Consider the following 24,853-nt stretch of genomic DNA (forward strand, 5'->3'; position numbering starts at 1 on the left):
AAATCAAGACAATGCTCAGCAAGAATGAAGAAAAATGGCTGCTCACGATGGTGTCGACCGGCCCCATGTTGCCTCTCGATGCGCTGCACGCCTACTTCGCTGAAGCGTTAGTGCGATGGAAACAATTCCACGGTTGCCTGCCGTCAAGCTGGCCGCCTGTGCTCGGCTGGACAAGAATCGCGGGAGAACTGGAAATGCCGCGGCGGGCGATGGCCATTCTTCTCGCCTGCCCGCCAGAGCGAAGGCCTCAGATTGCACGTGCTTATCTGGCCTGGAACCGGCATGTATCGACGCGCGAACATGCAAATCCGTATGAGCCATTGCTCTCATTCTTTCACCATGGCGGCACCTGGTCACGCGTTGAAAATGGCATTCTGGATATTTATGATGGCCTGGGTCAAAAGTATGGCATTGCTATTCCGGAATCATCACCAGTATTGAAGCAAAACCCGCATGTGTAAGGATCCCCGTGCGACTGGATATCGAGAACAAAGCACCGCTCCCGGCCCCCAGCGAAAAAGAGATCAGGCAGGCTACGCAGTCATGGCCCCCATTCTTATGCTTCCCTGACCGATGAGTTAGGCAATTATGTGCGGCTTGCAGGTGGCGGCATATGTGGATGGCAGCATACTGGCTTTCGGCGGCGACGACATCGCCCTGCGGTCAGATGAATGGTTCACCCACAGCGCCGTTACCGACGTTTTTATCGCTGTCCTGCATGGCCGGCCGTGGCCTGCCGGACTGCACTGGCGCGACTTGCCCCTGCCTTGAGAGATGACTTGCGCCGACAAACAGTACCGTCACACCTTGCGCCCCTGCGTAAAGAGAGAAAGATTGACATGATTCACTCAACAGTCCTGAATAACTGGTTCGCCATGGCGCAAGACGATGCCGTGGAAATCGATCCCACCGACATCAATCACGAAGCGATCAGCAATATGTGGCGCTTTTCGCCCACGGAAGAGGAAACGCCGCAGATCACTGCCGAGGATCTGGCGGTATTTATCGGCCAGCTGATCGCGGCCCGCAGCAGCGCGCTTCAAGGGGAGGAGATGCTGTTCTATTGCTGGCACGATGCGCAATGCCGCCAGTTGCGCTTCAGCCTGGTGTCGCGCGCGCATGGCCGGCTGCCGTTTCGCTGCGAACTGCGCGAAACGCAGGACCTGGCCCTGATCGCCGAGCGCGTGGTGAACGGCGACTGGCACAACGCGCACGTCATGCAGGCGCCGCCCGAGGAAGAGGATGAGCAGGAGCAAGTGCCGTTCATCCTGCCCGTGTTCGTGGTGCCCGTGCCATAAGTCGACGAAGATACAGGAATTCTAGGCCTGGAACCGCGCAGGCCGGCAGGCGCTCAACGCCGAAGCTGGTTCGCCACCGATGATTTCCGCGCTGGCCAATTGCCCGACAATCGCCGCCAGCACCACGCCCGGATGCATGGCGCACACGTACACGCCGTCCACTTGCGGCAGATAGCCGACGACCGGCACGCCATCTACCGGCATGGGCCGCAGGCCGACACAAGCCAGTTCCGGCGCCAGAAAATCCACGCCTTCAAGCTCGCCGTGGATGGCGCCAGCAGTGCGCTGCGCCATGGCGGCGGGCTGGTTTTCAGGCGCGTCGTTCACATAGTCTTCCGCCGCCAGCAGGGTGCCATCGTCGGTTTGCCGCACTTCCATCGCATGGCTGGAAATGATGCCGCGCACCAGTCCGGGCGGTGCCTGATAGCGCATGAAGATGGCGGGTGAAGCGGCGATGGGCAGGTGCACGCCCAGTTTCTGCGCCAGCGCCGCCGTGCCCGTGCCGGCCGCCAGCACGACGAGGTCGGCATCGATGGCGTCATTCGGCGTTTCCACGCCTGTCACTGTTGTGCCCCTTACGCTGAAACCCACCACCGGCGTGTGCGTGCGGATGGTCGCGCCATGGTGCCGCGCCGCATCCAGCAAGGCATGCGTTGCCGCCACCGCATCCAGGGCGCCCTGCTCCGGCTCGTACAAGGCCTGCTCCGGCGGATGGCGCAGCTGCGGCTCCAGTGCCGCAATCTTCGCCTTGTCCAGCAATACGCACGACGGCGACACGCGTCCATCCTGCGTGCCATACGACAAGGCGCCCGTCCAGCGCACCGCCAGTCCCGGCACGTGCGTTTCGAGCCGGCGATACGCCGCGATGGCGCCGGCGCGCAATGGCGCGATGGGGTCGGATCCGGCATGCGAGGTGTTAATCCAGGCGAACGAGGTGGCCGTCACGCCGGAAGCGATGCCGTGCGCCTCGATCACTGTGACGCGCGCGCCCTTGCTGGCCAGGTGGTAGGCCAGCGACGCGCCGACGATGCCGGCGCCGATGACGATAATGTGCTTTGATGCTGCATGATGCATTGCCGCTGACCTTTTATCTGATGGTTGCTGCCGCTGTCCGGGCCTGGATTATAGCGTCGGCCAGATTCATGGCGGCGAACTCGGCTACTTGAGTGCGCCCCTGCGCAGACCGGGGTGCACAGCCACGCCCGGCCCGGCTCCTGGCAACGCTTCCAGTCCCGTCACCAGCAGATTGCCAGCACGCCTTGATTTATTACGCATACGTAGTAGTATACTTCGCATGCGTACCAATATCCCTACCCCATCCGCCAGCAGCGAAGCCGCCGACATTGCCCCCTGCCCGCTGCGCGAGCGTTCGCCGCGGCTGTTCAATCTGCTCAGCCTGGCGCGCCAGAATCTGTTCCGCTCGGCCGACGCCGTGTTTACCAGTGAACTGGGCTACTCGGGCACGCAAGTGGTGGCCCTGTTTGCCCTGAAAGGCGAAGAAGGCTGCCAGCTGAAGGATCTGGGGCGGCTGCTGCAGCTGAAAAACTCCGCCGTGACGGGCCTGGTGGCGCGCATGGAAGAAAACGGCCTCATTGTGCGTGGCCAGTCGGCGCGCGATGCGCGGGCCGGCACCTTGCACCTGTCGCCGGAAGGCGCCGAGGTACTGGCCGCCGCCCTGCCCCTGCTCGACAGCCTGAATGCCCAATTGAAAGCAGGCTTCAGCGAGGAAGAGCTGGCCATCGTCGCCCGCTTTCTGCTGCATGCTTCACGCCTTCGTTTTACGCAAGATCAAGTCAACCCGCAGGCAAAAGCCGGGGTCGCAGACTGAGGGACCCGGCGTCCCCTTCCGCCCCGGTCATTGCTGCAGGGTCAAGCATTGCCATTTCCCCCACCCCACTGGAGTTTCCCATGCACCCGAACGACATGACCGGCTTGCAACTGATGCAAGCATTCGCCCAAGGCCTGTTTCCCCGCCCTGGTATTTCCAAGACCATGCCCATGGATGCGCAAACGGTCGAACACGGCCGCGTCATTTTCACGGCGACGGCGAACGAAAGCCACACCAATCCCATGGGTGGCGTGCATGGCGGTTTTGCCGCCACCGTGCTCGACACGGTCACTGGCTGCGCCACGCACACGGTCTTGCCGGCCGGTGTCAGCTATGGCACGACCGACCTGAACATCAAAATGTGCCGCCCCCTGCCCTTCAACGTAACGGTGTATGCGGAAGGCAAAGTCATCAATGCAGGACGCAACCTGGTCATTTCCGAAGGCACCATCCGCGACGAGGCCGGCAAAATCTATGCGCACGCGACGGCCACCTGCATGATCATCCGCCCGGCCGAGCGGGAACAAGCGGCCGCATGATACGCAGCGGCAGCATCGCGGACGCGGAGGGCCAGCCCGTGGGCTGCAAGCCGGCTGTGCCGCCGAGGGTGGTTCCTTGTCTGGCTGCCGGGCGGCGTGCTGCCCGCGCACTGGCAAGCTGGCATGGCGCAACGCTTGCCGGAACGGCAGGAACCCTGGGTGCGTGAGCACGGCTTTGCGGCCATCACCGTGAAATCGATGAACCGCTCGCCGGCCATGCTGCGCTTGCTGATCCTCAACGGCTGCCGGGTCCGGCTGGCGGCGCACTTTGGCACCCCGGCCAGGGAGCGCATTCATTCCATCAAACCGCTATCCAGGAACGCCTCGTGATATCAATTTCCTGTTTTTTTCCTTTTAAAAGAGCAATAATGCTACACACTTAGCTATTCTAGTAGTCCGCTATCAGCCAAGAGCGGACACTTTCCACAGGGCAGGGACCGCTACTTTGTCGCCCAACGAATAAAGACTCTTCGCCGAGACGCAAAATAAGAGGTTTGAATGAAGGAAATACGCAGACAGAATTTCGTTTATACCTTGGTGGAAGACGACCAAGGGCGATACTTCTTTGAGTTGGTCGTGCCTGCACCAATGTGCGCATGGGCAATCTATGTGCTTAAGGTTAGAGCGTCGTCGTTTCAAAAATGCATGATAAGTATCAAACCCGACCTGGCCGACCGTATAGCAGAGCGTTTGATTTGTCAGGAGAAAGTGCGTCAGATTGAACGTTTCTAAGCGTCCGCTTTGGGGCGGAAACTGCCCACGACGGCAACCGGCTAATAGCGGACGCTGCGTTAGAGCTACACCCGGCCATGATTAACTCGACAGATATTTGCAACAAGCAAGTAACGATAGATCTTACCTACGCGAAGAACGCATTGTTCGTTCGTCAATCCGTTGCGGTCGCTTTTGGCGTACCAATCGATAGGGAAATAACTTGGAAATTCCTTCAATATCTGCTCTGTAATTCCAGTGAGTTTACATTACCTGCGCGGGTGTTAGTCTATGGCCTGCCAAGTGTTAGCGGCGCGATTGGAGATGAGATTCGAATGCTCCGCACCTTTCTCCGCGCGCTTGCGACAACGCGAAGCATCGAAGTTCAGATTGTTTTGCACGATTAAACATGTAGTGCTCGCCCCCCTACTTTAGGGCCGACAGTTGCCGCACACTGTATGGCTGAGATCGGCCAAAAGCAGCCGATGAATAATCACGATAGGGCGTAAAAGGAGATGCAATGGGAGCAATACGATTGCCATCTAGAAAAATGGCGGAGAAGGCCAAACAGCCTATCATCCCACTGACGGTGTTCCTGACCATGGTGGCGGTCGGGTTCGCGTACTTTATATACGCCTCATCTGCCCGGGTTTTGGGCGTTAGCTGTGCTTTGGTCTGTATCTTTTGCGCCTATAGCACCGTTTCGAATCGGGGTGAAAAGCAGCGTCTTCAAACCCTGGTTTCCGCACGCGAAGGCGAATCGATATGCCATTTCGCCCGCAGTTTTGACAAAAGAAGAACCGACACCTGGATCATCCGCGCGGCGCATCAGGAACTGCAAGCTTTTCTAAGGCCGTTCGTCGCGTTTCCAGTGCGAGCATCGGACTCACTCATGGGCGATTTAGGTTTGGATGTCGATGACGTGGACGATCTCATAGAGGACGTTGCTATGAGGGCCGGAAGGTCACTAGAGCACACCGAGCGCAACCCGTATTACGGCAATGTGAGTACCGTTTCTGACGTAGTGCTGTTCGTGAATGCACAACCATCGGTCGAACGAATCTAGACGTCCACATCGGGACAGAGGCCACCAACGACGCCAACCGGCCAGCAGCAGACATTGAATTTTCCCTTAAATTAGGAATCCATGACATCACCACCGCTCACCTGCCGTGAATATGCCTATCTGCGTATTACTGGACCAGGAACTCACGAAGAGGTTGCACGCATCGTTGGGATTAACCCGACGGAAGCTTGGAACGTTGGCGATATGAATCCTCGGAACGGCAAACCACGCAGCTTCATGAGTTGGCATCTAAGTAGTGGCGTTGACGACACAGTCGCGCTAGATTCACACTTAGAGGTGCTTTTTCAGAGGCTCCGCCCGAAATCCGAGGCACTCCGGAAGTTACGGGTAGATTTCGACATTATGCTTCAATGTGTTGGTTATTTCCCTGCCACAGGACATGGTCAAAGTTTTAGCCGTGAACAGATTCGACAGGCCGCGCAGCTAGGTTTATCGTTGGACCTAGATTTCTACTATGTCGAAGACCATGGACACGAGGTCTAAGGCCGAAATCGGCCAAAACCCGTCCTTCGCTGAGCGCCAGAATTTGGTGAGACGCTGCAGAGTAGGGTCCCGTATATCGAGTAGTAATGACCATAAATGACCACGCCAACATCACTCAAAAAATCGCTAGCACTTGCATTTCTAATCTGGATGGCTGTGTCGGGGGGCTACGCGTACTATTACGTGAAGAGCCGTCTCGATATTCCTGACTTAGTCGGATATGAGACCGAATGGCAGTTTCAATTACTCATGTTCTGCGTTTTCCGTCTTCCATTTCTTCTCATCTTACTTGGCGCAACTATATGGTTTCTGCTTCACCACGACAAGTGAAGGTCTGATTTTTAGCCGTTCAGCTTTGGTAGCGGACCTGAGGCGCGACCGTCCGCTATGGGGCGATAACGGACGTACAACACAACGTCACGAGCATCAGGTTGGCCGTCCCGTTCACTGCTGCAATGATGCCGGCAAGGTGTTGTCGGCCCTCTCACCTCACCTCACCTCACCTCAGCGGCTTGCTCTTTGCCTTCAACAAGCTGCCCGCCGCATTTTCTTCAAACCGTCCCGCCTCTTCTATATAGCCATGCACGGTGCCGTCGTGGCGCCAGCCGCCCTGGCGCTTGATGGCCTGGAAATCGGCACCGGCGCGGTGCGCGCTGGTGGCCATGCCGCGGCGCAGGCTGTGGCTGGACAGGTCCGGCACGTAATCGAGGCCCGCCAGCCTGGCGCAGCTTGCCAGGATGGTGTTGATGCTGCTCGCATGCAGGGCTTTGGCGCTCACGTGGCCCCATTGATTCACCGTGCGCATGAGCGGCCCGGAGGCAATCTGCGCCGCCGCCAGCCACGCGCGCAGGGCGGTGGCCGGACAGCAGATGCCGTCGCCGTACGGAATCGCCTTGACGATGCCCTCGCCCAGCTGATCCGTTTTCGAGCGGGGCAAGGTAATCACCATGCCCTGCGGCTCCCAGGCCACGTCTTCCAGCCTTAATCCCGCCAGTTCGCTGCGCCGGAAACCGCCAAAAAAACCCAGCTGCAGCAAGGCGCTGTCACGCAGGGCCTTGAGGCTGCCCACAGCGTGCAATTGCGCGACGATGACTTCCAGGTCTTCCAGCGGCAGGGCCTTGGCCTTCTTTTTCGGCTTGCCGTGCAGGCGGGCGATGCCGGCCAGGGTCTTGCGCACGGTGGGCGTCGACGCTGGGTCGGCAAATGCCTGGTACACATGCCATTGCGACAGCGCCGTCAGGCGCAGGGCCAGGGTGCGCGCGTTCAGGCTGTCCGCATATGCCAGCAGGTAGTGAATGACGCTGGACTCGTCAGCTGGCAGCGCCCCGCCCCACGCCTGGAAGTGGCGGATGGCGGAACGGTAGGTGCGGCGCGTGTTATCGGAGGTGGCGGCGGCCAGAAACGCCTGGTGGCGCGCGGCCAGCTGCGCATCGACCATGGCGCCGTGTAATGAGGCCGGGGTGGCGAGCGCGTTTTTCGTCACGGCGGCACGGCGTTTCGGGACGGGCAAATCGGGCATGGCGGCAGCGACATCACGCTTTTGTACTGGGAGGTACGCAGAATACCACGCAAAACCGCTTCATAACACGCGATAAGCGATCTTATCGAGGCTTAATTTTTAAAAAAATACTTAAAATTTATATCGTAATATTATCCAATATTACGTATCATGTAATACGTTACTAAATTTCGCTCATAGGTGGTTTTATGGCCCGCACCGGCATTCTGTACTCTGATGTTATGAAAGCAGCCCAAATCGTCGCTGCCGATGGGCGCAATCCCACGGTGGACAGCGTGCGCGCAGCACTGGGCAGCACGGGCAGCAAGAGCACCATCGCGCCCCTGCTGAAACGCTGGAAGGAAGAATTCCAGGGCGCGGTCGCCGTGAAAACGGAAGCGGGCCTGCCGGCCGAACTGATGGAAGCGATGCGCGGCGTGTATGACAAGCAGCAGCGCGACGTGGCGCAGCAGCTGGAAGCGGGCATGCAGCAGAACCGCGCCGAACTCGATGCGGCCACGGAAAAGCTGAAAAAGACGGAAACCGAGCGCCTGAAACTGACGGAGGTGCGCGCCGCCCTCACCCAGGAGCTGCGCGCCACGCAGCATGCGCTGTCGCAACTGAAGGAAGAGCACCATTTCCGCGCCGTCACCCTGGCCACCCTGCACAGCGACAATGCGGGCCTGACGCAGCGCCTGGCCGACCGGGGCGAGGAAATCGCCGCCCTGAACCGCCAGCTGGCGCAAGTGCGCTCGCAGTTCGATCATTACCAGGAAGCCTCCGCCGCCCAGCGCAGCGAGGAGCGCGTCCAGGCGCAGCAACGGATCAGCCGGCTGGAACAGGATAACGCGCAACTGCAGCAGCGCCTGCAAGGCCAGCAGGCGACACTGGTGCAGCAAGACATGCGCCTGGCGCAGCTGCAGGCGGACCAGGCCCGCCTGTCCACGGAAGCGGCTGCCGACCGCGAGGCGCTGGCAAGCGTGCGCCCCGAGCGCGACCAGTTCGAGTTTCAATATCTGCAGGCGGCAGCTTCCGCCGACGCCCTGCTGGCCAAGCTCGATACGGCCTTGCAGGCGCTCAACGACGCCAAGGTGGCGCTGGCCGCGCAAGACCGGCAGCTCGACATGCTGGGAGAGAATATGCAAGCTTCCCGGCAGAAAGCCGACAGCCTGGCGCTGGAGCGCGACGGCCTGCTGCGCGAGAACGCCGGCATGGCAGCCAGGCTGGCGCTGCTCATCGAATCGAAGGAGCAACGCGATCTTTGAGCCGTGCTGACGGTAGGGGCAATGCATGACGGGCCGCGCACGGGCATCACCCTGCACCAGGGCCAGCCCCATCATTTTTCCCGCGCGGTGACGGATGACGCACGTCGGACGACGGCGAAGACCAGGCGGCGTATTTCAGCCTGACGCCAGTCGACGAGTCGCTGCTGCCCCTGGCAAGCGGGCAATGGCAGATTTGCCGGCAGTGGGCGCAGGATTTTCATGCCGGCAAGGTCGCGCTGGACAGCCATCCGCGCTGCACGCATGCGCGTCATGCCGTGCTGGACGCGGCCATTGCCACGGCGCGGGCGCAAACGGCCGGCCGCGCGCGAATCATCACTGTGCATTGCCCCAGGCATGCTGTGCGCATGGGAAGCGCGCTGGTGGCCGTGTGTTGCCCCGCTGGCAGGCGCAAGCGTACAGTGAAGGACGTGGTCGCCACACCCGGTGCGCGCCTTATCCGCTTCGCCATACCCGCTTATTTGATGGCAATGCCCGCACCCGACCCTTGTTTGGCGGCATAAATCCTGTGTGCGCCGCGCAAGGCCAGGCGCATGAGGGACGCGGTTCTCGGTCAAGCGCTTAGTGTCACCGTCTGCCTGCGCACGGCAGGCGACGCGGCGTCGCGGGCGAAACCGCCAGCGACGCCGCATAGGGCGAGCTCTTCCTGGCAGCTCAGGTATTTTCCTGCAGTGTACATCGCTGAAGCTTGCAGCAACCTTGCATCAATCCCGCCGTGCTTAATCCTGCGGCGCCTGGCAGCGCACGCGTATCCACGCGCCAACGGCATCCACGCCGCAATCCGTGTCATCTTCCACCCACCCCGCGCGCGCATAAAAGCGCCGGGCGCCATCGTTGCGCAGTTGCGTCTTCAGGCTCAGGCGCGGGCCGTAGCGCGCCACCACGGCAGCGAGTAGTTGCGCGCCGATGCCCTTGCGGCTGTGGGCCGGGTGCACATACAGGTGATGCAGGAAATATTCGGGGGTGGCGCCCGTGTACACGGCGGCAAAGCCGGCAAGGACGCCGTCGCGCTCGGCAACGAAGATGTCTTCACCCTTCGTGGCGGCCAGGAAAGCGGCGTGGTCGGCGACACCGCTGAACGCGTCCCGTCCGGCCAGCGCCAGGATGGCCACGCAGGCGGCGCTATCTGCCGGCAGGTATGGCCGCACGACGCAGGCGGTCATGCGGGCGCCCTTGCCGAAGCGGCGTGCAAGGCGGATGTGCCAATGCCGGCAGCACAGGCATGCGCGGGGTTGAATAAGGTCATCAGCCTACAGCCGGCGATTCAGCACGCTGTCGATGTCGTGCGTTTTGACTTCGGCGTGCGCCACGCCGCCCTGCAGCCAGCAGCCCGCATCGCCGCGCTGCAAGGCAGCCATGTCCAGCGTGGCAATCGCTGCCGGAACGGCGGCGGCGAGAAAGTCCGCGACGTCGCTCCATGCGCTGTAAAACAGTTTCAGATACCAGCCATCATCATGGGCGTAGGCAATAAAACGGTTGCGCAGCACGGCGATACGGGGCTGGTGTTGCGGTGTGCCGTGACGGGCGAAATAGCCGGCCTCGGCCAGCCTGGCATCGTCCGGCGGCGGCAAGGCGGCGGCGGCATCATCGGCATAATCGGCCCAGGCATGGCTGCCCCAGGCGGCGATATCCTCGCTCGCCAGCGTGGGCAATTGCTGCCGCGGTACGTGCAGCATGCCCGTTTGGGCCACCCTGGCATCGCCCTTGAGCAGCAGCACGCCACCCGCGTCCAGCAAGGCAGGCAGGAAGTCGCGGAACTCAATCCCGGACGCGACGATCATCTGTTCGGCCGGGTCGTGCCAGATGTAAAGATAGTGTCTCAAGTGGCGGGCCGTGCTGGGGCCGATGCCGACGCCGTTTGCGAGGCGGCGGTGCAGCCGGCTGGCGTGCCATCGCGGCAGACGTCAACGGTGGTAGATGTTTGTGTCGCGGCCGCCTGGCGTTCCTGCATGGCGGAGATCGCCGTCAACCGTGGCGCGGCCAGAGGAGCGATGAGCGGGTTGCCGGTGGCGCCCAGCGCTGCGGCGCCAGGGGCGGCTGTCGCAAGAAACAGGCTTGCCACATAGGCGCCGGATGCGGCGATCACGGCAAGGCCCAGCCAGGTGGAGCGCATCATGAACCTGCCATCGCGGCAACCTTCCTTGCTGCGGCGGGAATAATAAGCCCATTCACTGCCTCCCGCCATTGTCATGCGCTCGCGGTGCCTGGCGTCGATGCGATGGCGCAGGTAGCCAAAAACCAGCACAAGTAACAGGGCAACTATTTTAAGCAATGGCATAGGGAGAGACGATGTATGAAGACGACAAGTGAATGAAAGGCGCACGGCGCCGCGCTACTTTACTTCATTTGGGAAAGATTGTCATTTGAATATGCGCACTGCATGGCCGTGGCCGGTCTGCCTTGTCTCCTTCATATGAAATTCACCCATCCCCGATAGCATGGAACCTGGCAAGGCGCTCATTGTGCAGCGCCTGCCATCGACAGGTACCAACATGAACGACATTCTCCGGCAAAGCCATCCATTCCTGCTGCGGCCAGCCGCTGGCGGACACCGCCTGAAAGCGGCCCTGGGCGCCCTGTTCTTCCCCCGCCAGCGCACACGCTGGCAAGCTTTCCTCGACAGCATGCCGGGCCTGTGCGCGCTGGCGCAGCTGCACCCTTGCCTGCGCTTCAAGATTTACCGTCCCTACGCTTCGCGCCAGCTGGGCTGTGCGGCGCGCCGCGCGCTGATTGAGGGACATTACCGTTTCCTGTGGCAGGCCGGTGCCCGTCCGCTCGTGGAACGGGCGGCACAGCAGCCTGTGGTGCTGGCCAGTTTTGCCGGCAAGGATGCGGCAACGTACCGCTTGCAGCTGACGGCCATCCACGACAGCCACCGCGAGGGCGAGCTGTGCCTGCGCCTGACGCGCGATGGCCAGCCCCTGTACCTGGCCAGTTTCCTGTTTACCCCACGCGCCGACGGTGTCTCGCTGCAGCTGGGCGCGCTGCAAGGCTTGCGCTCGGAGGCCGGGGCGCTGGCCGTCAAGGCCGCCACGCGGGCGCTGCACGGCTGCCGGCCAAAAAACCTGATGGTGACGGCACTGCGCGATTTCGGCGATTTCTTTGCCTGCAACAATGTATTTTTGGTCAGCAACGACAACCGCATCGCCCTGAATGCCCGCCGGCGCCGGCATATCGCCGCCGACTACGACCTGGCATGGCAGGAATTGCGCGCCTTGCGCATGCGCGACGGCAATTATCACTTGCCCTGCGCGGCCTACCGCCTGCCCGACCTGGCCGGGGTGCCATCGAAAAAGCGCGCCGATGCGCGCCGGCGCGGCGAATTGCTGCTGGCCATGGCGGAAGAGATGCGCATGCAGCTGGCGCGCTGGCTGGATGGGGCCTCAGCGATAGCAGGCCAACCACCTTGCCAAAACAGCCACCCGGCCTGTGAAGATGCTATGCTTTCCCTTGATTAACAACCAAGCTGACGGAACCGATCATGCTGCCACGCCTGCCCTCCTTGCTGCTGCCCATCCTGTCCCTCTCCACCGCCGGTGCCATGGCCGCGCCCGCGCTCGATGCGGCCATCCGTGAACGGGCTGAAACACTGGTGCGGGACGGCAAGCATGTCAGCCTGGTCATCGCCGTGATCGAGGGCAAGGACAGTGCCGTGTACGGCTTCGGCCGCGCGCGGCCCGGCGACAAGGTCGTGCCCGATGCCGACACCGTGTATGAAATCGGCTCCGTCACCAAGACCATGACGGGTTTGCTGCTGGCCGATGCCGTCGTGGCCGGCAAGGCCCGGCTGGAGCAGCCGGTCGCCGAGCTGCTGCCCGCCTACGCCATCCCATCCTTCGGCGGGCAGAACATCACGCTGGGCCAGCTGGCCACGCATTTTTCCGGCTTGCCGCGCCTGCCCGCCAACCTGGCGCCGGCGCAGCCGAACAATCCCTACGCCGACTATTCCACGGCGCTGCTGCGCGCCTTTCTGGCGGGCCATGCGCTGGCGCGCGCGCCCGGCGCGTCGTACGAATACTCGAATTTGGGCTACGGCTTGCTGGGCACGTCGTTGGCGGAGCAATCGCAGCTGTCATACGAGGAACTGCTGCAGGCGCGCATCTTCCGCCCGCTCGGCATGGCCAGCAGCTCGGCGCTGACAACGCCCGCCCTGCGCGCCCGCCTGGCGCCCGGCCACCTGGCCGATGGCAAGCCGGCGTCGAACTGGGATTTCCAGGCTATCGCCGGCGCCGGCGCCGTGCGCTCGAGCGCACGCGACATGGTTGCCTACATGCAGTCATACATGCGCGGCACCGGCCAGGCGCAGCAGCTGGCCGTGCAGCCGCGCCAGGTTCTGGCTGGCGAAGGCGACGGCGATGGCGTGCGGAAGGCAGGCCTGGCGTGGATACTCGACCAGATCAAGGGCCAGCCATTTGCCTGGCACAACGGGCAGACGGGCGGCTACGCCAGCTTTGCCGGCTATACGCTCGACGGCAAGCGCGGCGTGGTGATACTCAGCAGTACCGCGCGCGAGGTCGACGGACTGGGCGTCGGCGTGCTGGTGCCCGGCAGCCTGCCGCCGCTGGCCAAGGCGGGCGCGGCGCCAAAGGAAATTGCCATCGCCCCATCCGAGTTGGCGCAGTATGCGGGCCAGTACGCGCTGGCGCCCACCTTCATCCTCAGCGTGCGCCAGGGACCGGAAGGCTTGCTGGTGGGCGCCACGGGCCAGGGCGAAGCGCCCGTGTACGCCAGCGCGAAGGACACTTTCTTCTACAAGGTGGTCGAGGCGCAACTGGTGTTCCAGCGCGACGCCGAGGGCGCCATCAGCGGCGTCGTCCTGCACCAGAACGGCCAGGCCGTGCCGGGCAAGCGAAAACCTTAGCAAACAGATAAAAGTGCCATAAAACTCAGGGAGCCTTCATGTTGGCGCCGTATGCTCGCAAGGCGTGCCAGCCACCTTATCCAGGCGCTGCCGCGCATTTGGCCCACACTGGAAAGGTTCCCATGACACCTGCTTTCTCCCTCCTCCCCTTCTGCCTGCTCGGCTCCGCCGCCCTGGCCGCACCCGTGCTCGATGACGCCGTGCGCCAGCGCGCCGAAGAACTGACGCGCCTGGGCATGCATGCCGGCATCGTCATCGCCGTGATCGACGGCAAGGACAGCGCCGTCTTCGGTTTCGGCAGCGCCCAGCCTGGCAAAGCAGGCAAGCCGGGCACCGATACCGTCTACCAGATCGGCTCCATCACCAAGACCATGACGGGCTTGCTGCTGGCCGACGCGGTGGCGCAAGGCAAGGCCACCCTGGACACGCCGGTGGCGCAGCTCTTGCCCGGCTATGCCATCCCCGCCTTTGACGGGCGGCAGATCAGCGTGCTCGACCTGGCGACGCACACCTCCTCGCTGCCGCGCCTGCCCGATAATTTCGCGCCGGCCAATCCGGCCAACCCGTATGCGGACTACACGGAAGAGCGGCAGCGGCAGTTTCTCGCCGGCTACCGCTTGCCGCACGCGCCCGGCACGGCCTTTGACTATTCGAATATCGGCTACGCCGTGCTGGGAACGGCCCTGGCCCGCCAGGCGGGCGGCAGCTATGAAGCGCTGCTGCAGTCGCGCATCGCCGCACCGCTGGGCATGCGCTCGACCTCGAACCAGCCCACGCACGGCATGCTGGCGCGCCTGGCGCCGGGCCACCTGCTGTCGGGCGAGGCGACGCCCGCCTGGGATTTGAATGTGGTGGCGCCTGCCGGCGGCGTGTATTCGAGCGCGCGCGACATGGTCGCCTACCTGCAGGCGTATATGTTCAAGCCCTTGCGCCCGTATGCGCTGGCCATCGTGCCGCAGCGGCCGCTGGCCCCCGGCAGCGAGACCAAGATCGGCCTGGCCTGGCTGCTGGAGCAGCGGCAAGGCCAGGGTTACGCCTGGCACAGCGGCCAGACGGGCGGCTACGCCAGCTATGCGGCGTTCACCACCGATGGCAAGCGCGGCGTGGTGGTGCTGACGAATACGGCGCGCGATGTCGATGCGCTGGGCGTGTCCGCGCTGTTTCCCGGCACGCCCTTGCCAGCGCTGAAAAAGCCGCCGGTGGCCATGGAATTGCCGCGCGCGGCGCTGGCCGAGTACGTGGGCGAGTATCCCCTGGACAAGAATTTCACCTTGACGCTGACCCTGGGCAAGGATGGACTGGAAGCGGCCGGCACCGGTGTCGGCGCGGCGCGCGTGTTTGCCAGCGCGAAAGACCTGTTCTTCTTCCGCGCCATCGAAGCGGAACTGGCTTTTACGCGCGATGCCACGGGAAAGATCGATGGCGCCGTGCTCAGCCAAGGCGGCGAGGATGTGGTGTTGCGACGCCGGCGGCCAGAGTAGCCTTGGCGCTCAGCGGCCGGGGTCGCGCATGAATTGCTCGACCCTGGCCACGAACTGCGCCTTGCCGCGCGTGCGGAATTCGCCCAGGAATACCTCACTGCCCTTGACGGCCTTGCCGTGGCGGTCGTATTCGGCTTTCGCCATCTCCAGCACGAACTCGCCGTCCGGATCGTCTTCCGGCTCGAAATGGGAATTGAAGCAGTAGCCGCTGTCGCGGCAATAGCCCCACAGCAGCAGCGCGCTGCTGAACCATTGCATGCTGTCCGGCCCTGGCTCGACCTCGAACAGGGTGTTGACGGTGATGTGCCAGCCGCCAGGCACGCGCAGCGGCTGCAGCGGGTAGGGAAAGTTTGGAGGTTTGCGCATGGTGAAATCAGCGGTTGGAATGGGTGCTCAGGCGGCCGGCCTGACGCGGCGCGGCTGGTAAAACGCGAGGAATTCGTCCGCCGGCAGGGCTTTCGCGTACAGCCAGCCTTGGCCAAATTCGACCTTGCGTTCCAGCAAATAGTCGGCTTGCTGCTGCGTTTCGATGCCTTCGGCGACGATCAGCATGTTCAGGCTGCGGGCCATGGCGATGATGTGCGGCGTGACGCTGCTGGTGGCCGCGTCCGTGCCGATGGTGTCGACGAACGATTTGTCGATCTTCAGGGCGTCGAGCGGCAGGTTTTGCAGGCTCGACAGGCTGGAATAGCCGGTACCGAAATCGTCGATGGCCACCGCGTGGCCGCGCGCCCTGGCCTTTTCGATGGTGGCGCGGGCCGCCTCGACGTTGATGAAACCCCGTTCCGTCGCTTCCAGCCAGATCTGCTGCGCTTCGATGTGCGTGCCGTCCAGCGCCCGCTCAAGCACGTCGAGCACCCTGCCGGTCTCGATATCGCTGGCGCACAGGTTGATGGCGATGTGCAATTGGCGGTCGGCCACCAGCGCGGCGCGCATGTCGGCGATGACGCAGTCGATGACCTGGTCCGTGATCGGCAGGATCAGCTCGCCTTCCTCGGCGACGGGAATGAACAGGTCGGGGCGGATCATGCTGCCATCGGGACGGCGCCAGCGGATCAGCGCCTCGGCGCCCACGCAGGCGCCCGTGTCGAGGGCGATGATGGGCTGATAATGCACAAAGAATTCGCGCCGCTCGACGGCGATGCGCAATTCGCCCATCAGCGACAGGCGGCGGCGCGACAGCCAGACAACGATGCCGACGATAAAGGCGGCCATCAGGAGGCCCATGGGTAATAGTAATAGCTGTTCGCGGCGCAGCCTGGCGTTCAGCTTGCTGCGCGGTTCGATCATCACGGCCGTCAGGCCATCGCGGTACAGCATCGCATGGATGCTGTCGTCCGGCGCCGCGCCATGCGCCGCCGGCAAGCCGGCCAGCAAGGCTTGTACCTGCTCCGGATCGGGATGGTGCAAGGTGTCAAGCACGCCGCGCTTGCCGATGGCCATGGCCATCTGGATATCGTTGTCGACGATGACGTCGGAAAAGCGCACGGGATCGATCAGCACCTTGTGCGCGCGGTACGTCAGCCCGACCATGCGCTTGCCGCCGCTGACGACGGGGCGCAGGTTGAAATCGAGGCCCATGCCATTGCCCAGGGTGAAATCGGCGGGCGTGACGGCGATGTGCGTTTCCTCGATGCCGGTGGACGTGCACTTGAGCAAGCCATTCTCGACATAGCCGATATCGTCGATGCTGCGCGTGGTGATGGTGATGCGGCGCAACTGCTGGATATGCGCTTCCGAACATGGCGCCAGTTGCAGCGCGTCTGCGCTGCGCAAGGCGGCGCTGGCCGAGGCGATCGAGCGGTGCGCGCGTTCCAGCGCGTAGCCGGCCAGCAAGCGCAAACGTTCCTGCTCGCCCTGTTCGGCGCGCACGGACGACAGATAAAAGGCCAGGCTCAGGGGAGCGGCCACGCCGATGACGGCCACCAGCACGCTGGTAACAATAATGCGTTTTCTGCGCATGGCGCCCCTCCGATGAATCGCTGTTATATGAATGCTATGTATTGCTCGATGGCATCATATTACAAGTACAGCCGGCGCACGTGAATCTTGCTGAACAGTTACACTTTTTCGAGCGGCCTGGCCAGCACGAAGACCAGCGCCGCCGAGATGGCCGCGAGCGCGCCGGCCAGGTACAGCACGCTGGCAAAGCCGTCGACAAAGGCGTGGCGCGCCGCTTCCTGCGCCACCGCCTGCATGGCTGGCGGCAACTGGCCGAACGCTTCGCCCGCATTGCCGGCCACGATGCGGCCGATCATCTGGGGCGAGGCCGTTAAGCCGTGCAGCCAGGCCAGCTGCTCGAACGCGGCGGCCGTGCGCATGGCCAGCACGGCGCCCAGGCCGCCCACGGCCAGCACGATGCCGACGAAGCGCGTGGTGGTGCTGATGCCCGAGCCCATGCCCGTGCGTTCGCGGGGGATGCAGGCCAGGATGGCTTTTTGCGTCGTACCGTTCAGCAATCCCGCTCCGCCCCCCGTGACGATCATGCCCGCCGCCACCCAGCCATACTGCAGACTGGCGGCGGCCAGGGCGGTCGCCACATTGCCTACGGCAACAATCAACAAGCCCGTCACCAGGATGCCGCGGTCGTCCAGCCGGCGCATGGCGCGCGGTGCCAGGCGCGACAGCACCACCATGGCCACGGCAAACGGCAGCATGGCGCAGCCGGCCAGCACGGCGGAAAAGCCGAAGGCGTTCTGCAGGTACAGCGGCAGGAACGTCATCATCACCTGGGCGGCGATGGCATAGCCGAACATGCCCAGCACGGCGCCGACAAACACGCGGCGGCCAAACAGCGCCAGATCGACCATGGGCGCGCGCTGGCGCCGTTCGACGACGATGAACACGGCCAGCAGCGCGGCGCCGGCCAGGAAGCGCAGACCGGTGGCGCGGCTGGACCAGCCCGCCACGCTGGCGTCGATCAGGCCCCAGATGATGCAGAACAGGCCGGCGGAAAACAGTGCCGCGCCCAGCGGGTCGAAGCTGGCGTTGGACGCATCCTTCGACTCGTCCACGTGCTTGCGCACCAGCCACATCAGCACAGCGACGACAGGCAGGTTCAAATAGAAAATCCAGCGCCAGTTGATGGCGCTCGTGATCAGGCCGCCCAGCAGCGGCGCCACCGTCATGGCCACGCCCATGGCCGCGCCCCAGACGGACCAGGCGCGCGCCCTCTCCTTTTCCGCATGGAAGGTATGGCCGATGACGGCCAGTGCCGAGGTCAGCAGCAAGGCCGCACCGAGGCCCTTGATGGCGCGCGCCACGTTGAGCACGAACGGCGTCCACGCCAGGCCGCACAGCAGCGACGCCAGCGCGAACACGGCCAGGCCAAACAGCATGACTCTGCGCCGTCCCAGGCGGTCGGCGATGCTGCCGGCCGGCAGCAGGAACGAGGCGAACGCCAGCATGTAGGCGCTGACCACCCATTCCACGTCGACGAAGCTGGCGTTCAGGCTGCGGGCGATCGACGGCAAGGAGACGGCCACGACGTTGGTATCGAGCATGATCAGGGCGCACACGCCCGAGCAGGTGTAGAGGGTCCAGTTGTTCGTTTTCATGCGCCAATTGTAAGCATGCCGGTATTATTTCTTGTTATAAGACAGGCGACTTATAATTTACCTATGGTGAATACAGACAAAGACATGGAATTGCGGCATTTCCGCTGCGTGCTGGCCGTCGCGCAGACCCTGCATTTCGCGCGGGCGGCTGCCGAGCTGGGCATTTCGCCGCCGGCGCTGACCAAGCAGGTGCAGGAAACGGAACACCTGCTGGGCACGCGGCTGTTTCAGCGCAGCAAGCGCGCCGTGGCCCTGACGGCGGCCGGCGAACTGTTCGTGGTGGAAGCGGCGCGCGCGCTGGCGCAGCTGGAACAGGCGCAGGAAGTGGCGCGGCGTGCCGGGCGCGGCGAGCTGGGACGGCTGGAAATCGGCTATGTTGCCTCGGCTGCGTATGCCGGCGTGCTGCAAGACCAGTTTGCCCGCTTTCGCGCCAGCCACCCGGGCATCCACATCAGCGCGCGCGAATATGCGATGGAAACCTTGCCGGAACTGCTGGACCAGGGGCGCCTGGACCTGGCGTTTTTGCGCCCACCCCTGCGCTTGCCCGACGGACTGGACAGCGTGGTCCTGCTGCGCGACCGCTTCGTGCTGGCCGTGCAGGTTGCCAGCCCCCTGGCGCAAGGCGCCATCATCGCGCCGGCCGCACTGGCGCAGCAGGCCTTCATCGTGCCGGAACAGGAACTGGGCACCGTGGAAGCGGGCCGCCGCGGCGGCTTCGCGGCGCAGGTGGTGTCGCGCCCGGGCAGCCTGCTGGCCGTGCTGACGGAAGTGTCGCTGGGCGTGGGCTGCGCCATCGTGCCGCATTCCGTGATGGCCAGCGTGCAATTGCCCGGTGTGTGCTTCCGCGAACTGGCTGGACCGCTGATCAACTCGGAAATCGCGGCCGCGTACCGCCGCCACGAACAGGCGCCCGCCGCGCGCGCTTTCATTGCCCAGCTGCGCGCGGCGGCACTTGCGGTGGCGTCCACGGCGGTGGCAACGGGAATGGTAAATTAAGCGGTTGCCTGCTCAGCCCTGCTTGAGCACGGCGACGGCATAGGTGCACGGGGTGGCTGTTTCGTTGCGAAAGACGCAGTCCGCAGGCGGGCCCAGCTCCAGGCAATCGCCCGCTTCCAGCACGTGGCGAATGTCGCCTTCCAGGAACACCAGGGTGCCGGCCAGCGCCCATATCAGCTGGCGCCGCGCCACGTAGGCGGCGGCCGGCATCGCGACCACGGCGCCGGGCGGCAGTTCCACATGCACGAGTTCGAGCGGCATGTCCGAGGCGGGCGACACATGGCGCCGCACGTAGCCGCTCTGCGGGTCGATCCAGACGGGCTGGTCGGCCTGGCGCAGCAGGCGCCCGGCGCGCACTTCCGCGCGGGCGATCAGGGCCGACATGCTCAGGCCGAAGGCGCCGGACAGACGCGCCAGCAAGGTGGCCGTGGGGCTGCAATCGCCGCGCTCGACCTTGTGCACCATGGCGCGCGAGACGCCGGAACGGGCCGCCAGCTCGGTCAGCGACCAGCCCAGGCGGTCCCGCTCGAGGCGCACCCTGGCGCCGATGCGCTGGTTCAATTCGTCTGCTTTAATGGACATGGGGTCAGCGTATGCAAGAAATTTTATTGGACAAGCCGGGAGCACCACTCTATGATTTGTCCATTATAGTAGACGCCCGGCGAGGAGATCAACATGCAAGTACGCGATGCCCATGCGGGCGACATCGACGCCATACTGGCCATCTACAACGATGCCGTCAGCAACACCCTGGCCATCTGGAACGAGCGCACGGTCGACGCGGCCAACCGCGCCGCCTGGCTGGCGGAGCGCCAGCGCGCCGGCTACCCGGTGCTGGTGGCCATCGATGCGGCAGGCAGCGTGGCCGGCTATGCCTCGTTTGGCGACTGGCGCGCCTTCGAGGGCTTCCGCCACACGGTCGAGCATTCCGTGTACGTGCGCCACGACAGCCGCGGTAACGGCATCGGCCAGGCCCTGATGGTGGAATTGATCGCGCGCGCGCGCGGCATCGGCAAGCACGTCATGGTGGCGGGCATCGAGGCGCGCAATGCCGGCTCGATCGCGCTGCACAAAAAGCTGGGATTCGTGGAAGTGGGACTGATGCCCCAGGTGGGCACCAAGTTCGGCGGCTGGCTGGACCTGGCCTTCCTGCAGCTGACGCTCGACGCGCGCAGCGATCCGGACGGCATTGCGCCGTCCAGATAGGGGCTGGCCAGGGCCTGGCGAAGGTCAGGGATCGATTTCCGGCGGCGGACGGCGCAAGGCAATGTGTTCCCACACGGCCACCAGGACCAGCACGCAGCTGGTGATGCAGGCCAGGGTCAACGGCGAATACAGGCGGCCAAATGCCATCGGGATCAGCGCCAGGATGATCAAAATGCCCAGCAAGTGCGACAGCGGCGGCGCGGCGCGGTCGCTGCTGACCCATTTGAACATGGCATTGCCCAGCAGATACAGGATCGGGCCGCCCAGCAAGGCGCAGATGCCGGCATAGCTGGCCTCGTCCGGATGCACGAGGGCCAGTTCATCGGCCACGGCGCTGACGATCACGCCGCCGACGATCAGCACGTGGATATAGGTGTAGGCCTTGCGCGCGATGCGGCCCGGGTCTTTCGAGTGGGCGATGCGGTGGTGGCCCGCCTCGGCGCCCGTATCAAAATAGATCCACCACATGGCGATGCTGCCAACCAGGGCCGACAGGAAACCGAGCCAGTTGGCCGCCGTCCATTCCAGGCCCGCGAAGGTGGCGCCCGTCACCAGCAGCGATTCGCCCAGGGCGATGATGACGAACAGCGCGCAGCGTTCCGACATGTGGCCGCCATCGACATCCCAGTCAGCCGTCGAGGAGCGGCCCAGGCCAGGCATGCCGAACTGCATCCATGGTCCCGCCAGGTCGATCAGCAGGGCCGCTGCCCACCAGAAGATGCGCTGTGACGGATCGGCCAGGCCGCCGGCGATCCAGAAGATGCCGGAAAACGCGGCCCACAAGGCGATGCGCTGGAAATTGCGGCGGCGCGACAGGGTTTCATGGCGCACGGCCCACCAGGCAAACAGGGGCCGGCCCACTTGCATGGCGACATAGGCGCCGGCAAACGCCAGGCCGCGCGTGCCAAAGGCTTCGGGAATCGAGGCCGACATGATCAAGCCGCCCAGCATCAGCGCAAACAGGCTGATGCGCACGGGGATGCGTTCAGGATCGAGCCAGTTGGTGATCCACGAGGTAAAGATCCATACCCACCAGACGGCCATCAGCAGCAGACCCGTCTGCAGCCAGCCCATGGCGCTCAGGTGCGCCAGCAAGCCGTGCGACAGCTGCGTGACGGCAAACACGAACACCAGGTCGAAGAACAGCTCGATCATGCCCACCTTGCCGCTGTCCTGCCCGCCGCGCGTGCGCAACAGCGATTTTCTTAATTCCATAGTTACTCTTTCATCAATTCAATCCTGGCCGTACTGGCGCTGCTGCCACTGGGCGGACGGCTCAGGTGCGTTGTAAACGCGACCACAAAAAACCGGCCAGCGTGGCTGGCACGGCAAAAATTACTGCAAAAATCGGTAGTTCTTCGGCCACGGAATAGCCGGCCGCCAGCACGCCCACGGCCAGGTTAATGCCTGCGCCCAATAGCCACAAGGGAAGGAATGCCAGGGCCGCGTGCGCCATCGCGCCCTTGCGCCAGCCCACCAGCAGGCATAGCCCCAGCAGCGCGAAGCCCGCGCCCATCACCAGCAAGGTATGCATCGCCGCTCCTTTCTCTAATACATCGTCTTGAAATAATATGTGCGGGATGCTAACGCAATTTGCCGGCACCCGGCACGCTGGTCCGCGGAGACTATTGTTTCACCGGCGTCAGCAAAGGCTGCCCGGCAAAATGCGCCGCCAGGTTGTCCACCACCAGCTGCCCCATCGCGTGGCGCGTTTCCACCGTCAGGCTGCCCACGTGCGGCGTCAGCACCACATTGGACATGGCGCGCAAGGCGGCGGGCACGTGCGGTTCATCGGCAAAGACGTCGAGTCCGGCCGCGCCCAGGTGGCCATCCTGCAAGGCGGCGATCATGGCGTCCTCGTCGATCAGCGCGCCACGGGCGATATTGATCAGCGTGCCTTGCGGGCCCAGGGCGTCGAGTATGGTGCGGTCGACGATCTTGCGCGTGGCGGGCGTGCCCGGCGCGCAGACGATCAGATAGTCGCTTTCCTGCGCCAGGGCCAGCAGCGATTCCGCGCGCGGCACCTCGGTGCCGGCGATGGCGCGGGGCTGGAAATAGCGCACGTGGATGCCGAAAGCGGCCAGGCGATGCGCGATGGCTTGCCCGATCTGCCCGAAGCCGAAAATGCCGGCCGTCTTGCCGCGCAGGCTGGATGCGGGAGCGATGGCCTCGCGGCGTTCCCAGGCGCCATCGCGCACGAAGCGGTCGAGCGCGGCAATGTGGCGGGCGCTGGCCAGCAGCAGGCCCAGCGCCGTGTCGGCCACGTCATCCGTCAGCACGTTCGGCGTGGTGGTGACGGCGATGCCGCGCTGGCGCGCCACGTCCAGCGCCACGCCATCGAGGCCCACGCCATTGACGGCGATGATTTCCAGCGCCGGCAGCAGGGCCATGTCGGTGGCGTTCAAGCCCAGCGCCCCCGTCGTGACGACGCCACGGATGCGCGGCGCCAGAGTATCCAGCCAGGCATGGCGCTCTTCCGGCGCGACTTGCCAGGCATGGTGGCAGGCGTAACGTTCTTCCAGTTGCGCGTTGACGGCAGCCGAGGGGCTGGGGGCGAGGATAAGGATGTCGGGTGGCATGGGCGTCCAGGATGGTGTCGGCGGAAAGAGGCAAAAGAAGCGCAGACGCAACTTAGCATATTTGGCGCCCAGCCGGGGACGGCAGCCCCGCAATCGCCCGGAAAACCCTGCGGCCGGCGCGGTCTTTGCCCGCGCCATTGCGCCACCGCGTTGGTCGGATTGGCGCGGCGCAGGCATGCGTAATCCCACAACTGCGTTGGCCGCCGGTGATGTCGGACGACGCGCTTGCGCGCTGATCCGACCTACGCCCTGCTTCGGCGCACGCCACTTTCCTGGCTGGCCGGGTATTTAAGCCTGCGCTACTTGCGTAATCCGGCAACAATGTTGGCCGCTGGTGATGTCGGATTACGCGCTTGCGCGCTGATCCGACCTACGGCACACAGGGGCACGCTAAAGTGCGCAGCTTGCCGCCCGTTTGAAGTGCTCTTTGCCTGCGCCCCTGCCGGAACCGCGTTGGTCGGATTGGCGCGGCGCAGCCGTGCGTAATCCGGCAACAATGTTGGCCGCTGGTGATGTCGGATGACGCGCTTGCGCGCTGATCCGACCTACGGCACACACGCCGGACACGCTAAAGTGCGCAGCTTGCCGCCCGTTTGAAGTGCTCTTTGCCTGCGCCCATGTCGGCGCCGCGTAGGTCGGATTAGCGCGGCGCAGCCGTGCGTAATCCGACAACTGCGTTGGCCGCCGGTGATGTCGGACGACGCGCTTGCGCGCTGATCCGACGCACGACCATCAGCCGGGGCACGCCACTTTTTTCAGTTTGCCGCCCGTTTTAAAAGGATCGGCGCCCGCGCCCGGATTATCTCCCATGGCGTAGCAGCTGGCGCCGCCGGGGCTGACCACGCGCGTGGCGGGCCGTCCGTCGGCCATCAGGAAGTCTTCCACCTTGATGACCGGCCCGCCACGGTAAGCCGAGGCGACGAGCTTCTGGAATGCCGTCTCGCTCTTGAGTTCCGCCATCGCCAGCCACGGTTTGCCTTTATTCTGTTCAGCGCGCAAGGCCTTGTCGGCGGCGCCTGCCGCCAGCCGCGCGCGCGTGCGCAAGTCGGCCATGGGCGCCTCGGCAGGCTGCTCGGCTGCGGGTGCGGTGATGGCTTCCGCCGTGGCGGGTTCGGCGTCAGCTTGCGCCTGCGCCGCGGGCGCGGCGGGCGGTGCCGTGGGGCCGGGCGCGCGCGGGCGCGGCATGGGCATCGGCAAGGGCATCGGTGGCGTGCGCGGCAGTGGTTTCGGCGGCATCAGGGTCATGAAGGCCACGTCCGTATAGTGGCTCAGCTTGCGCGCCGGCAGCAGCAGGAAATACAGGCCCAATACATGCATGGCCAGGATCAGGGCGACGGCCGCGCCTCTCGCGCTGAAGCGCCAGGTGCGGTGCGGGGAAGCGGACTGATCTCGCTGAAACATGGGCAGAAAGCATCTGGTGAGCGCAATGCGCGATGCCATAGTGTA

27 protein-coding genes are annotated in these 24,853 nt (G+C 64.1%); 13 read left to right on the forward strand and 14 right to left on the reverse strand.

Features of this window, described 5'->3' with window-relative positions; translation table 11 throughout:
- Window positions 1–11: 11 nt before the first annotated feature.
- Window positions 12–461 carry a hypothetical protein gene (locus tag ACQ4WR_RS01835; RefSeq protein ID WP_436484916.1) on the forward strand — a complete coding sequence of 150 codons (450 nt, stop codon included), beginning with the start codon at window positions 12–14 and terminating at the stop codon, window positions 459–461.
- A 378-nt stretch (window positions 462–839) separates the two neighbouring features.
- Window positions 840–1,298, forward strand: coding sequence for a hypothetical protein (locus tag ACQ4WR_RS01840; RefSeq protein WP_436484918.1), 459 nt, complete (start codon window positions 840–842; stop codon window positions 1,296–1,298).
- A gap of 21 nt (window positions 1,299–1,319) precedes the next feature.
- Here ACQ4WR_RS01840 and ACQ4WR_RS01845 read toward each other — a convergent pair whose 3' ends face one another.
- Entirely contained in the window at window positions 1,320–2,372 is a 1,053-nt protein-coding gene (locus ACQ4WR_RS01845; RefSeq protein ID WP_436484920.1) for an NAD(P)/FAD-dependent oxidoreductase, read from the reverse strand.
- Window positions 2,373–2,592: 220 nt separating this feature from the next.
- Here ACQ4WR_RS01845 and ACQ4WR_RS01850 point away from each other — a divergent pair, with 220 nt between their 5' ends.
- From ACQ4WR_RS01850 to ACQ4WR_RS01870, 5 genes are all read left to right on the forward strand, one after another.
- The gene (locus ACQ4WR_RS01850; RefSeq protein ID WP_436484922.1) at window positions 2,593–3,126 is read left to right on the forward strand and encodes a MarR family winged helix-turn-helix transcriptional regulator; all 534 of its coding nucleotides are present in this window, start codon (window positions 2,593–2,595) and stop codon (window positions 3,124–3,126) included.
- An 80-nt stretch (window positions 3,127–3,206) separates the two neighbouring features.
- Window positions 3,207–3,665, forward strand: coding sequence for a PaaI family thioesterase (locus tag ACQ4WR_RS01855; protein ID WP_436484924.1), 459 nt, complete (start codon window positions 3,207–3,209; stop codon window positions 3,663–3,665).
- A 123-nt stretch (window positions 3,666–3,788) separates the two neighbouring features.
- A complete protein-coding gene (locus ACQ4WR_RS01860; protein WP_436484926.1) occupies window positions 3,789–3,995 on the forward strand; it encodes a hypothetical protein in 207 nt (68 codons plus the stop codon).
- Between the two features lie 901 nt (window positions 3,996–4,896).
- Window positions 4,897–5,442: a hypothetical protein gene (locus ACQ4WR_RS01865; protein WP_436484927.1), complete on the forward strand. Its 546-nt coding sequence runs from the start codon at window positions 4,897–4,899 to the stop codon at window positions 5,440–5,442.
- A gap of 81 nt (window positions 5,443–5,523) precedes the next feature.
- Window positions 5,524–5,946 carry a DUF4279 domain-containing protein gene (locus ACQ4WR_RS01870; RefSeq protein ID WP_436484929.1) on the forward strand — a complete coding sequence of 141 codons (423 nt, stop codon included), beginning with the start codon at window positions 5,524–5,526 and terminating at the stop codon, window positions 5,944–5,946.
- A gap of 499 nt (window positions 5,947–6,445) precedes the next feature.
- On the opposite strand, the gene ACQ4WR_RS01875 is transcribed toward ACQ4WR_RS01870, so the two are convergent.
- Window positions 6,446–7,465: a tyrosine-type recombinase/integrase gene (locus ACQ4WR_RS01875; protein WP_436484931.1), complete on the reverse strand. Its 1,020-nt coding sequence runs from the start codon at window positions 7,463–7,465 to the stop codon at window positions 6,446–6,448.
- Window positions 7,466–7,686: 221 nt separating this feature from the next.
- Here ACQ4WR_RS01875 and ACQ4WR_RS01880 point away from each other — a divergent pair, with 221 nt between their 5' ends.
- Window positions 7,687–8,709 carry a DNA-binding protein gene (locus tag ACQ4WR_RS01880; RefSeq protein ID WP_436484933.1) on the forward strand — a complete coding sequence of 341 codons (1,023 nt, stop codon included), beginning with the start codon at window positions 7,687–7,689 and terminating at the stop codon, window positions 8,707–8,709.
- 71 nt (window positions 8,710–8,780) lie between these two features.
- Here the strand turns inward: ACQ4WR_RS01880 and ACQ4WR_RS01885 are convergent, their stop codons facing one another.
- From ACQ4WR_RS01885 to ACQ4WR_RS01900, 4 genes are all read right to left on the reverse strand, one after another.
- Window positions 8,781–9,053, reverse strand: coding sequence for a hypothetical protein (locus tag ACQ4WR_RS01885; RefSeq protein WP_436484935.1), 273 nt, complete (start codon window positions 9,051–9,053; stop codon window positions 8,781–8,783).
- Between the two features lie 393 nt (window positions 9,054–9,446).
- On the reverse strand, window positions 9,447–9,890 hold the full coding sequence (locus ACQ4WR_RS01890; RefSeq protein WP_436484936.1) for a GNAT family N-acetyltransferase: 444 nt from the start codon (window positions 9,888–9,890) through the stop codon (window positions 9,447–9,449).
- An 87-nt stretch (window positions 9,891–9,977) separates the two neighbouring features.
- Entirely contained in the window at window positions 9,978–10,550 is a 573-nt protein-coding gene (locus tag ACQ4WR_RS01895; RefSeq protein ID WP_436484938.1) for a hypothetical protein, read from the reverse strand.
- Window positions 10,547–10,843 (reverse strand): hypothetical protein, encoded by a 297-nt coding sequence (locus ACQ4WR_RS01900; RefSeq protein WP_436484940.1) that lies wholly within the window; start codon window positions 10,841–10,843, stop codon window positions 10,547–10,549. Before ACQ4WR_RS01900 ends, ACQ4WR_RS01895 begins: the two co-directional genes overlap by 4 nt.
- Before the next feature lie 376 nt (window positions 10,844–11,219).
- Between ACQ4WR_RS01900 and ACQ4WR_RS01905 the strand changes: the two genes are divergently transcribed.
- The 3 genes from ACQ4WR_RS01905 (at window position 11,220) to ACQ4WR_RS01915 (ending at window position 15,069) form a co-directional block, all read left to right on the forward strand.
- The gene (locus ACQ4WR_RS01905) at window positions 11,220–12,185 is read left to right on the forward strand and encodes a VirK/YbjX family protein (protein ID WP_436484942.1); all 966 of its coding nucleotides are present in this window, start codon (window positions 11,220–11,222) and stop codon (window positions 12,183–12,185) included.
- Window positions 12,186–12,208: 23 nt separating this feature from the next.
- A complete protein-coding gene (locus ACQ4WR_RS01910; protein ID WP_436484944.1) occupies window positions 12,209–13,588 on the forward strand; it encodes a serine hydrolase in 1,380 nt (459 codons plus the stop codon).
- A gap of 122 nt (window positions 13,589–13,710) precedes the next feature.
- On the forward strand, window positions 13,711–15,069 hold the full coding sequence (locus ACQ4WR_RS01915; protein WP_436484945.1) for a serine hydrolase: 1,359 nt from the start codon (window positions 13,711–13,713) through the stop codon (window positions 15,067–15,069).
- Window positions 15,070–15,078: 9 nt separating this feature from the next.
- Here the strand turns inward: ACQ4WR_RS01915 and ACQ4WR_RS01920 are convergent, their stop codons facing one another.
- The 3 genes from ACQ4WR_RS01920 to ACQ4WR_RS01930 form a co-directional block, all read right to left on the reverse strand.
- Window positions 15,079–15,435, reverse strand: coding sequence for a hypothetical protein (locus tag ACQ4WR_RS01920; protein WP_436484946.1), 357 nt, complete (start codon window positions 15,433–15,435; stop codon window positions 15,079–15,081).
- A 27-nt stretch (window positions 15,436–15,462) separates the two neighbouring features.
- Window positions 15,463–17,031 (reverse strand): EAL domain-containing protein, encoded by a 1,569-nt coding sequence (locus ACQ4WR_RS01925; RefSeq protein ID WP_436484948.1) that lies wholly within the window; start codon window positions 17,029–17,031, stop codon window positions 15,463–15,465.
- Between the two features lie 98 nt (window positions 17,032–17,129).
- The gene (locus ACQ4WR_RS01930) at window positions 17,130–18,626 is read right to left on the reverse strand and encodes an MFS transporter (protein ID WP_436484950.1); all 1,497 of its coding nucleotides are present in this window, start codon (window positions 18,624–18,626) and stop codon (window positions 17,130–17,132) included.
- Window positions 18,627–18,689: 63 nt separating this feature from the next.
- Here ACQ4WR_RS01930 and ACQ4WR_RS01935 point away from each other — a divergent pair, with 63 nt between their 5' ends.
- A complete protein-coding gene (locus ACQ4WR_RS01935) occupies window positions 18,690–19,622 on the forward strand; it encodes a LysR family transcriptional regulator (RefSeq protein ID WP_436484951.1) in 933 nt (310 codons plus the stop codon).
- 12 nt (window positions 19,623–19,634) lie between these two features.
- Here the strand turns inward: ACQ4WR_RS01935 and ACQ4WR_RS01940 are convergent, their stop codons facing one another.
- Entirely contained in the window at window positions 19,635–20,204 is a 570-nt protein-coding gene (locus ACQ4WR_RS01940; protein ID WP_102295924.1) for a helix-turn-helix domain-containing protein, read from the reverse strand.
- 93 nt (window positions 20,205–20,297) lie between these two features.
- Between ACQ4WR_RS01940 and ACQ4WR_RS01945 the strand changes: the two genes are divergently transcribed.
- The gene (locus ACQ4WR_RS01945; protein ID WP_436484953.1) at window positions 20,298–20,828 is read left to right on the forward strand and encodes a GNAT family N-acetyltransferase; all 531 of its coding nucleotides are present in this window, start codon (window positions 20,298–20,300) and stop codon (window positions 20,826–20,828) included.
- A gap of 24 nt (window positions 20,829–20,852) precedes the next feature.
- On the opposite strand, the gene ACQ4WR_RS01950 is transcribed toward ACQ4WR_RS01945, so the two are convergent.
- From ACQ4WR_RS01950 to ACQ4WR_RS01965, 4 genes are all read right to left on the reverse strand, one after another.
- Window positions 20,853–22,043: a low temperature requirement protein A gene (locus tag ACQ4WR_RS01950; RefSeq protein WP_436484955.1), complete on the reverse strand. Its 1,191-nt coding sequence runs from the start codon at window positions 22,041–22,043 to the stop codon at window positions 20,853–20,855.
- Window positions 22,044–22,104: 61 nt separating this feature from the next.
- A complete protein-coding gene (locus tag ACQ4WR_RS01955) occupies window positions 22,105–22,362 on the reverse strand; it encodes a hypothetical protein (protein WP_102295928.1) in 258 nt (85 codons plus the stop codon).
- Window positions 22,363–22,453: 91 nt separating this feature from the next.
- A complete protein-coding gene (locus ACQ4WR_RS01960; protein WP_436484956.1) occupies window positions 22,454–23,407 on the reverse strand; it encodes a 2-hydroxyacid dehydrogenase in 954 nt (317 codons plus the stop codon).
- Between the two features lie 732 nt (window positions 23,408–24,139).
- A complete protein-coding gene (locus tag ACQ4WR_RS01965) occupies window positions 24,140–24,808 on the reverse strand; it encodes a hypothetical protein (protein ID WP_436484958.1) in 669 nt (222 codons plus the stop codon).
- Between the last annotated feature and the right edge of the window lie 45 nt (window positions 24,809–24,853).

Source organism: Janthinobacterium amylolyticum, assembly GCF_051380655.1.
Classification (GTDB): Bacteria; Pseudomonadota; Gammaproteobacteria; order Burkholderiales; family Burkholderiaceae_D; genus Janthinobacterium.

Coding starts and splice junctions, on each gene's coding strand:
- ACQ4WR_RS01835 (WP_436484916.1), top strand. CDS start 12: ATGCTCAGCAAGAATGAAGAAAAATGGCTGCTCACGATGGTGTCGACC.
- ACQ4WR_RS01840 (WP_436484918.1), top strand. CDS start 840: ATGATTCACTCAACAGTCCTGAATAACTGGTTCGCCATGGCGCAAGAC.
- ACQ4WR_RS01845 (WP_436484920.1), bottom strand. CDS start 2,372: ATGCATCATGCAGCATCAAAGCACATTATCGTCATCGGCGCCGGCATC.
- ACQ4WR_RS01850 (WP_436484922.1), top strand. CDS start 2,593: ATGCGTACCAATATCCCTACCCCATCCGCCAGCAGCGAAGCCGCCGAC.
- ACQ4WR_RS01855 (WP_436484924.1), top strand. CDS start 3,207: ATGCACCCGAACGACATGACCGGCTTGCAACTGATGCAAGCATTCGCC.
- ACQ4WR_RS01860 (WP_436484926.1), top strand. CDS start 3,789: ATGGCGCAACGCTTGCCGGAACGGCAGGAACCCTGGGTGCGTGAGCAC.
- ACQ4WR_RS01865 (WP_436484927.1), top strand. CDS start 4,897: ATGGGAGCAATACGATTGCCATCTAGAAAAATGGCGGAGAAGGCCAAA.
- ACQ4WR_RS01870 (WP_436484929.1), top strand. CDS start 5,524: ATGACATCACCACCGCTCACCTGCCGTGAATATGCCTATCTGCGTATT.
- ACQ4WR_RS01875 (WP_436484931.1), bottom strand. CDS start 7,465: ATGCCCGATTTGCCCGTCCCGAAACGCCGTGCCGCCGTGACGAAAAAC.
- ACQ4WR_RS01880 (WP_436484933.1), top strand. CDS start 7,687: ATGAAAGCAGCCCAAATCGTCGCTGCCGATGGGCGCAATCCCACGGTG.
- ACQ4WR_RS01885 (WP_436484935.1), bottom strand. CDS start 9,053: ATGCACAGTGATGATTCGCGCGCGGCCGGCCGTTTGCGCCCGCGCCGT.
- ACQ4WR_RS01890 (WP_436484936.1), bottom strand. CDS start 9,890: ATGACCGCCTGCGTCGTGCGGCCATACCTGCCGGCAGATAGCGCCGCC.
- ACQ4WR_RS01900 (WP_436484940.1), bottom strand. CDS start 10,843: ATGATGCGCTCCACCTGGCTGGGCCTTGCCGTGATCGCCGCATCCGGC.
- ACQ4WR_RS01905 (WP_436484942.1), top strand. CDS start 11,220: ATGAACGACATTCTCCGGCAAAGCCATCCATTCCTGCTGCGGCCAGCC.
- ACQ4WR_RS01910 (WP_436484944.1), top strand. CDS start 12,209: ATGCTGCCACGCCTGCCCTCCTTGCTGCTGCCCATCCTGTCCCTCTCC.
- ACQ4WR_RS01915 (WP_436484945.1), top strand. CDS start 13,711: ATGACACCTGCTTTCTCCCTCCTCCCCTTCTGCCTGCTCGGCTCCGCC.
- ACQ4WR_RS01920 (WP_436484946.1), bottom strand. CDS start 15,435: ATGCGCAAACCTCCAAACTTTCCCTACCCGCTGCAGCCGCTGCGCGTG.
- ACQ4WR_RS01925 (WP_436484948.1), bottom strand. CDS start 17,031: ATGCGCAGAAAACGCATTATTGTTACCAGCGTGCTGGTGGCCGTCATC.
- ACQ4WR_RS01930 (WP_436484950.1), bottom strand. CDS start 18,626: ATGAAAACGAACAACTGGACCCTCTACACCTGCTCGGGCGTGTGCGCC.
- ACQ4WR_RS01935 (WP_436484951.1), top strand. CDS start 18,690: ATGGTGAATACAGACAAAGACATGGAATTGCGGCATTTCCGCTGCGTG.
- ACQ4WR_RS01940 (WP_102295924.1), bottom strand. CDS start 20,204: ATGTCCATTAAAGCAGACGAATTGAACCAGCGCATCGGCGCCAGGGTG.
- ACQ4WR_RS01945 (WP_436484953.1), top strand. CDS start 20,298: ATGCAAGTACGCGATGCCCATGCGGGCGACATCGACGCCATACTGGCC.
- ACQ4WR_RS01950 (WP_436484955.1), bottom strand. CDS start 22,043: ATGGAATTAAGAAAATCGCTGTTGCGCACGCGCGGCGGGCAGGACAGC.
- ACQ4WR_RS01955 (WP_102295928.1), bottom strand. CDS start 22,362: ATGCATACCTTGCTGGTGATGGGCGCGGGCTTCGCGCTGCTGGGGCTA.
- ACQ4WR_RS01960 (WP_436484956.1), bottom strand. CDS start 23,407: ATGCCACCCGACATCCTTATCCTCGCCCCCAGCCCCTCGGCTGCCGTC.
- ACQ4WR_RS01965 (WP_436484958.1), bottom strand. CDS start 24,808: ATGTTTCAGCGAGATCAGTCCGCTTCCCCGCACCGCACCTGGCGCTTC.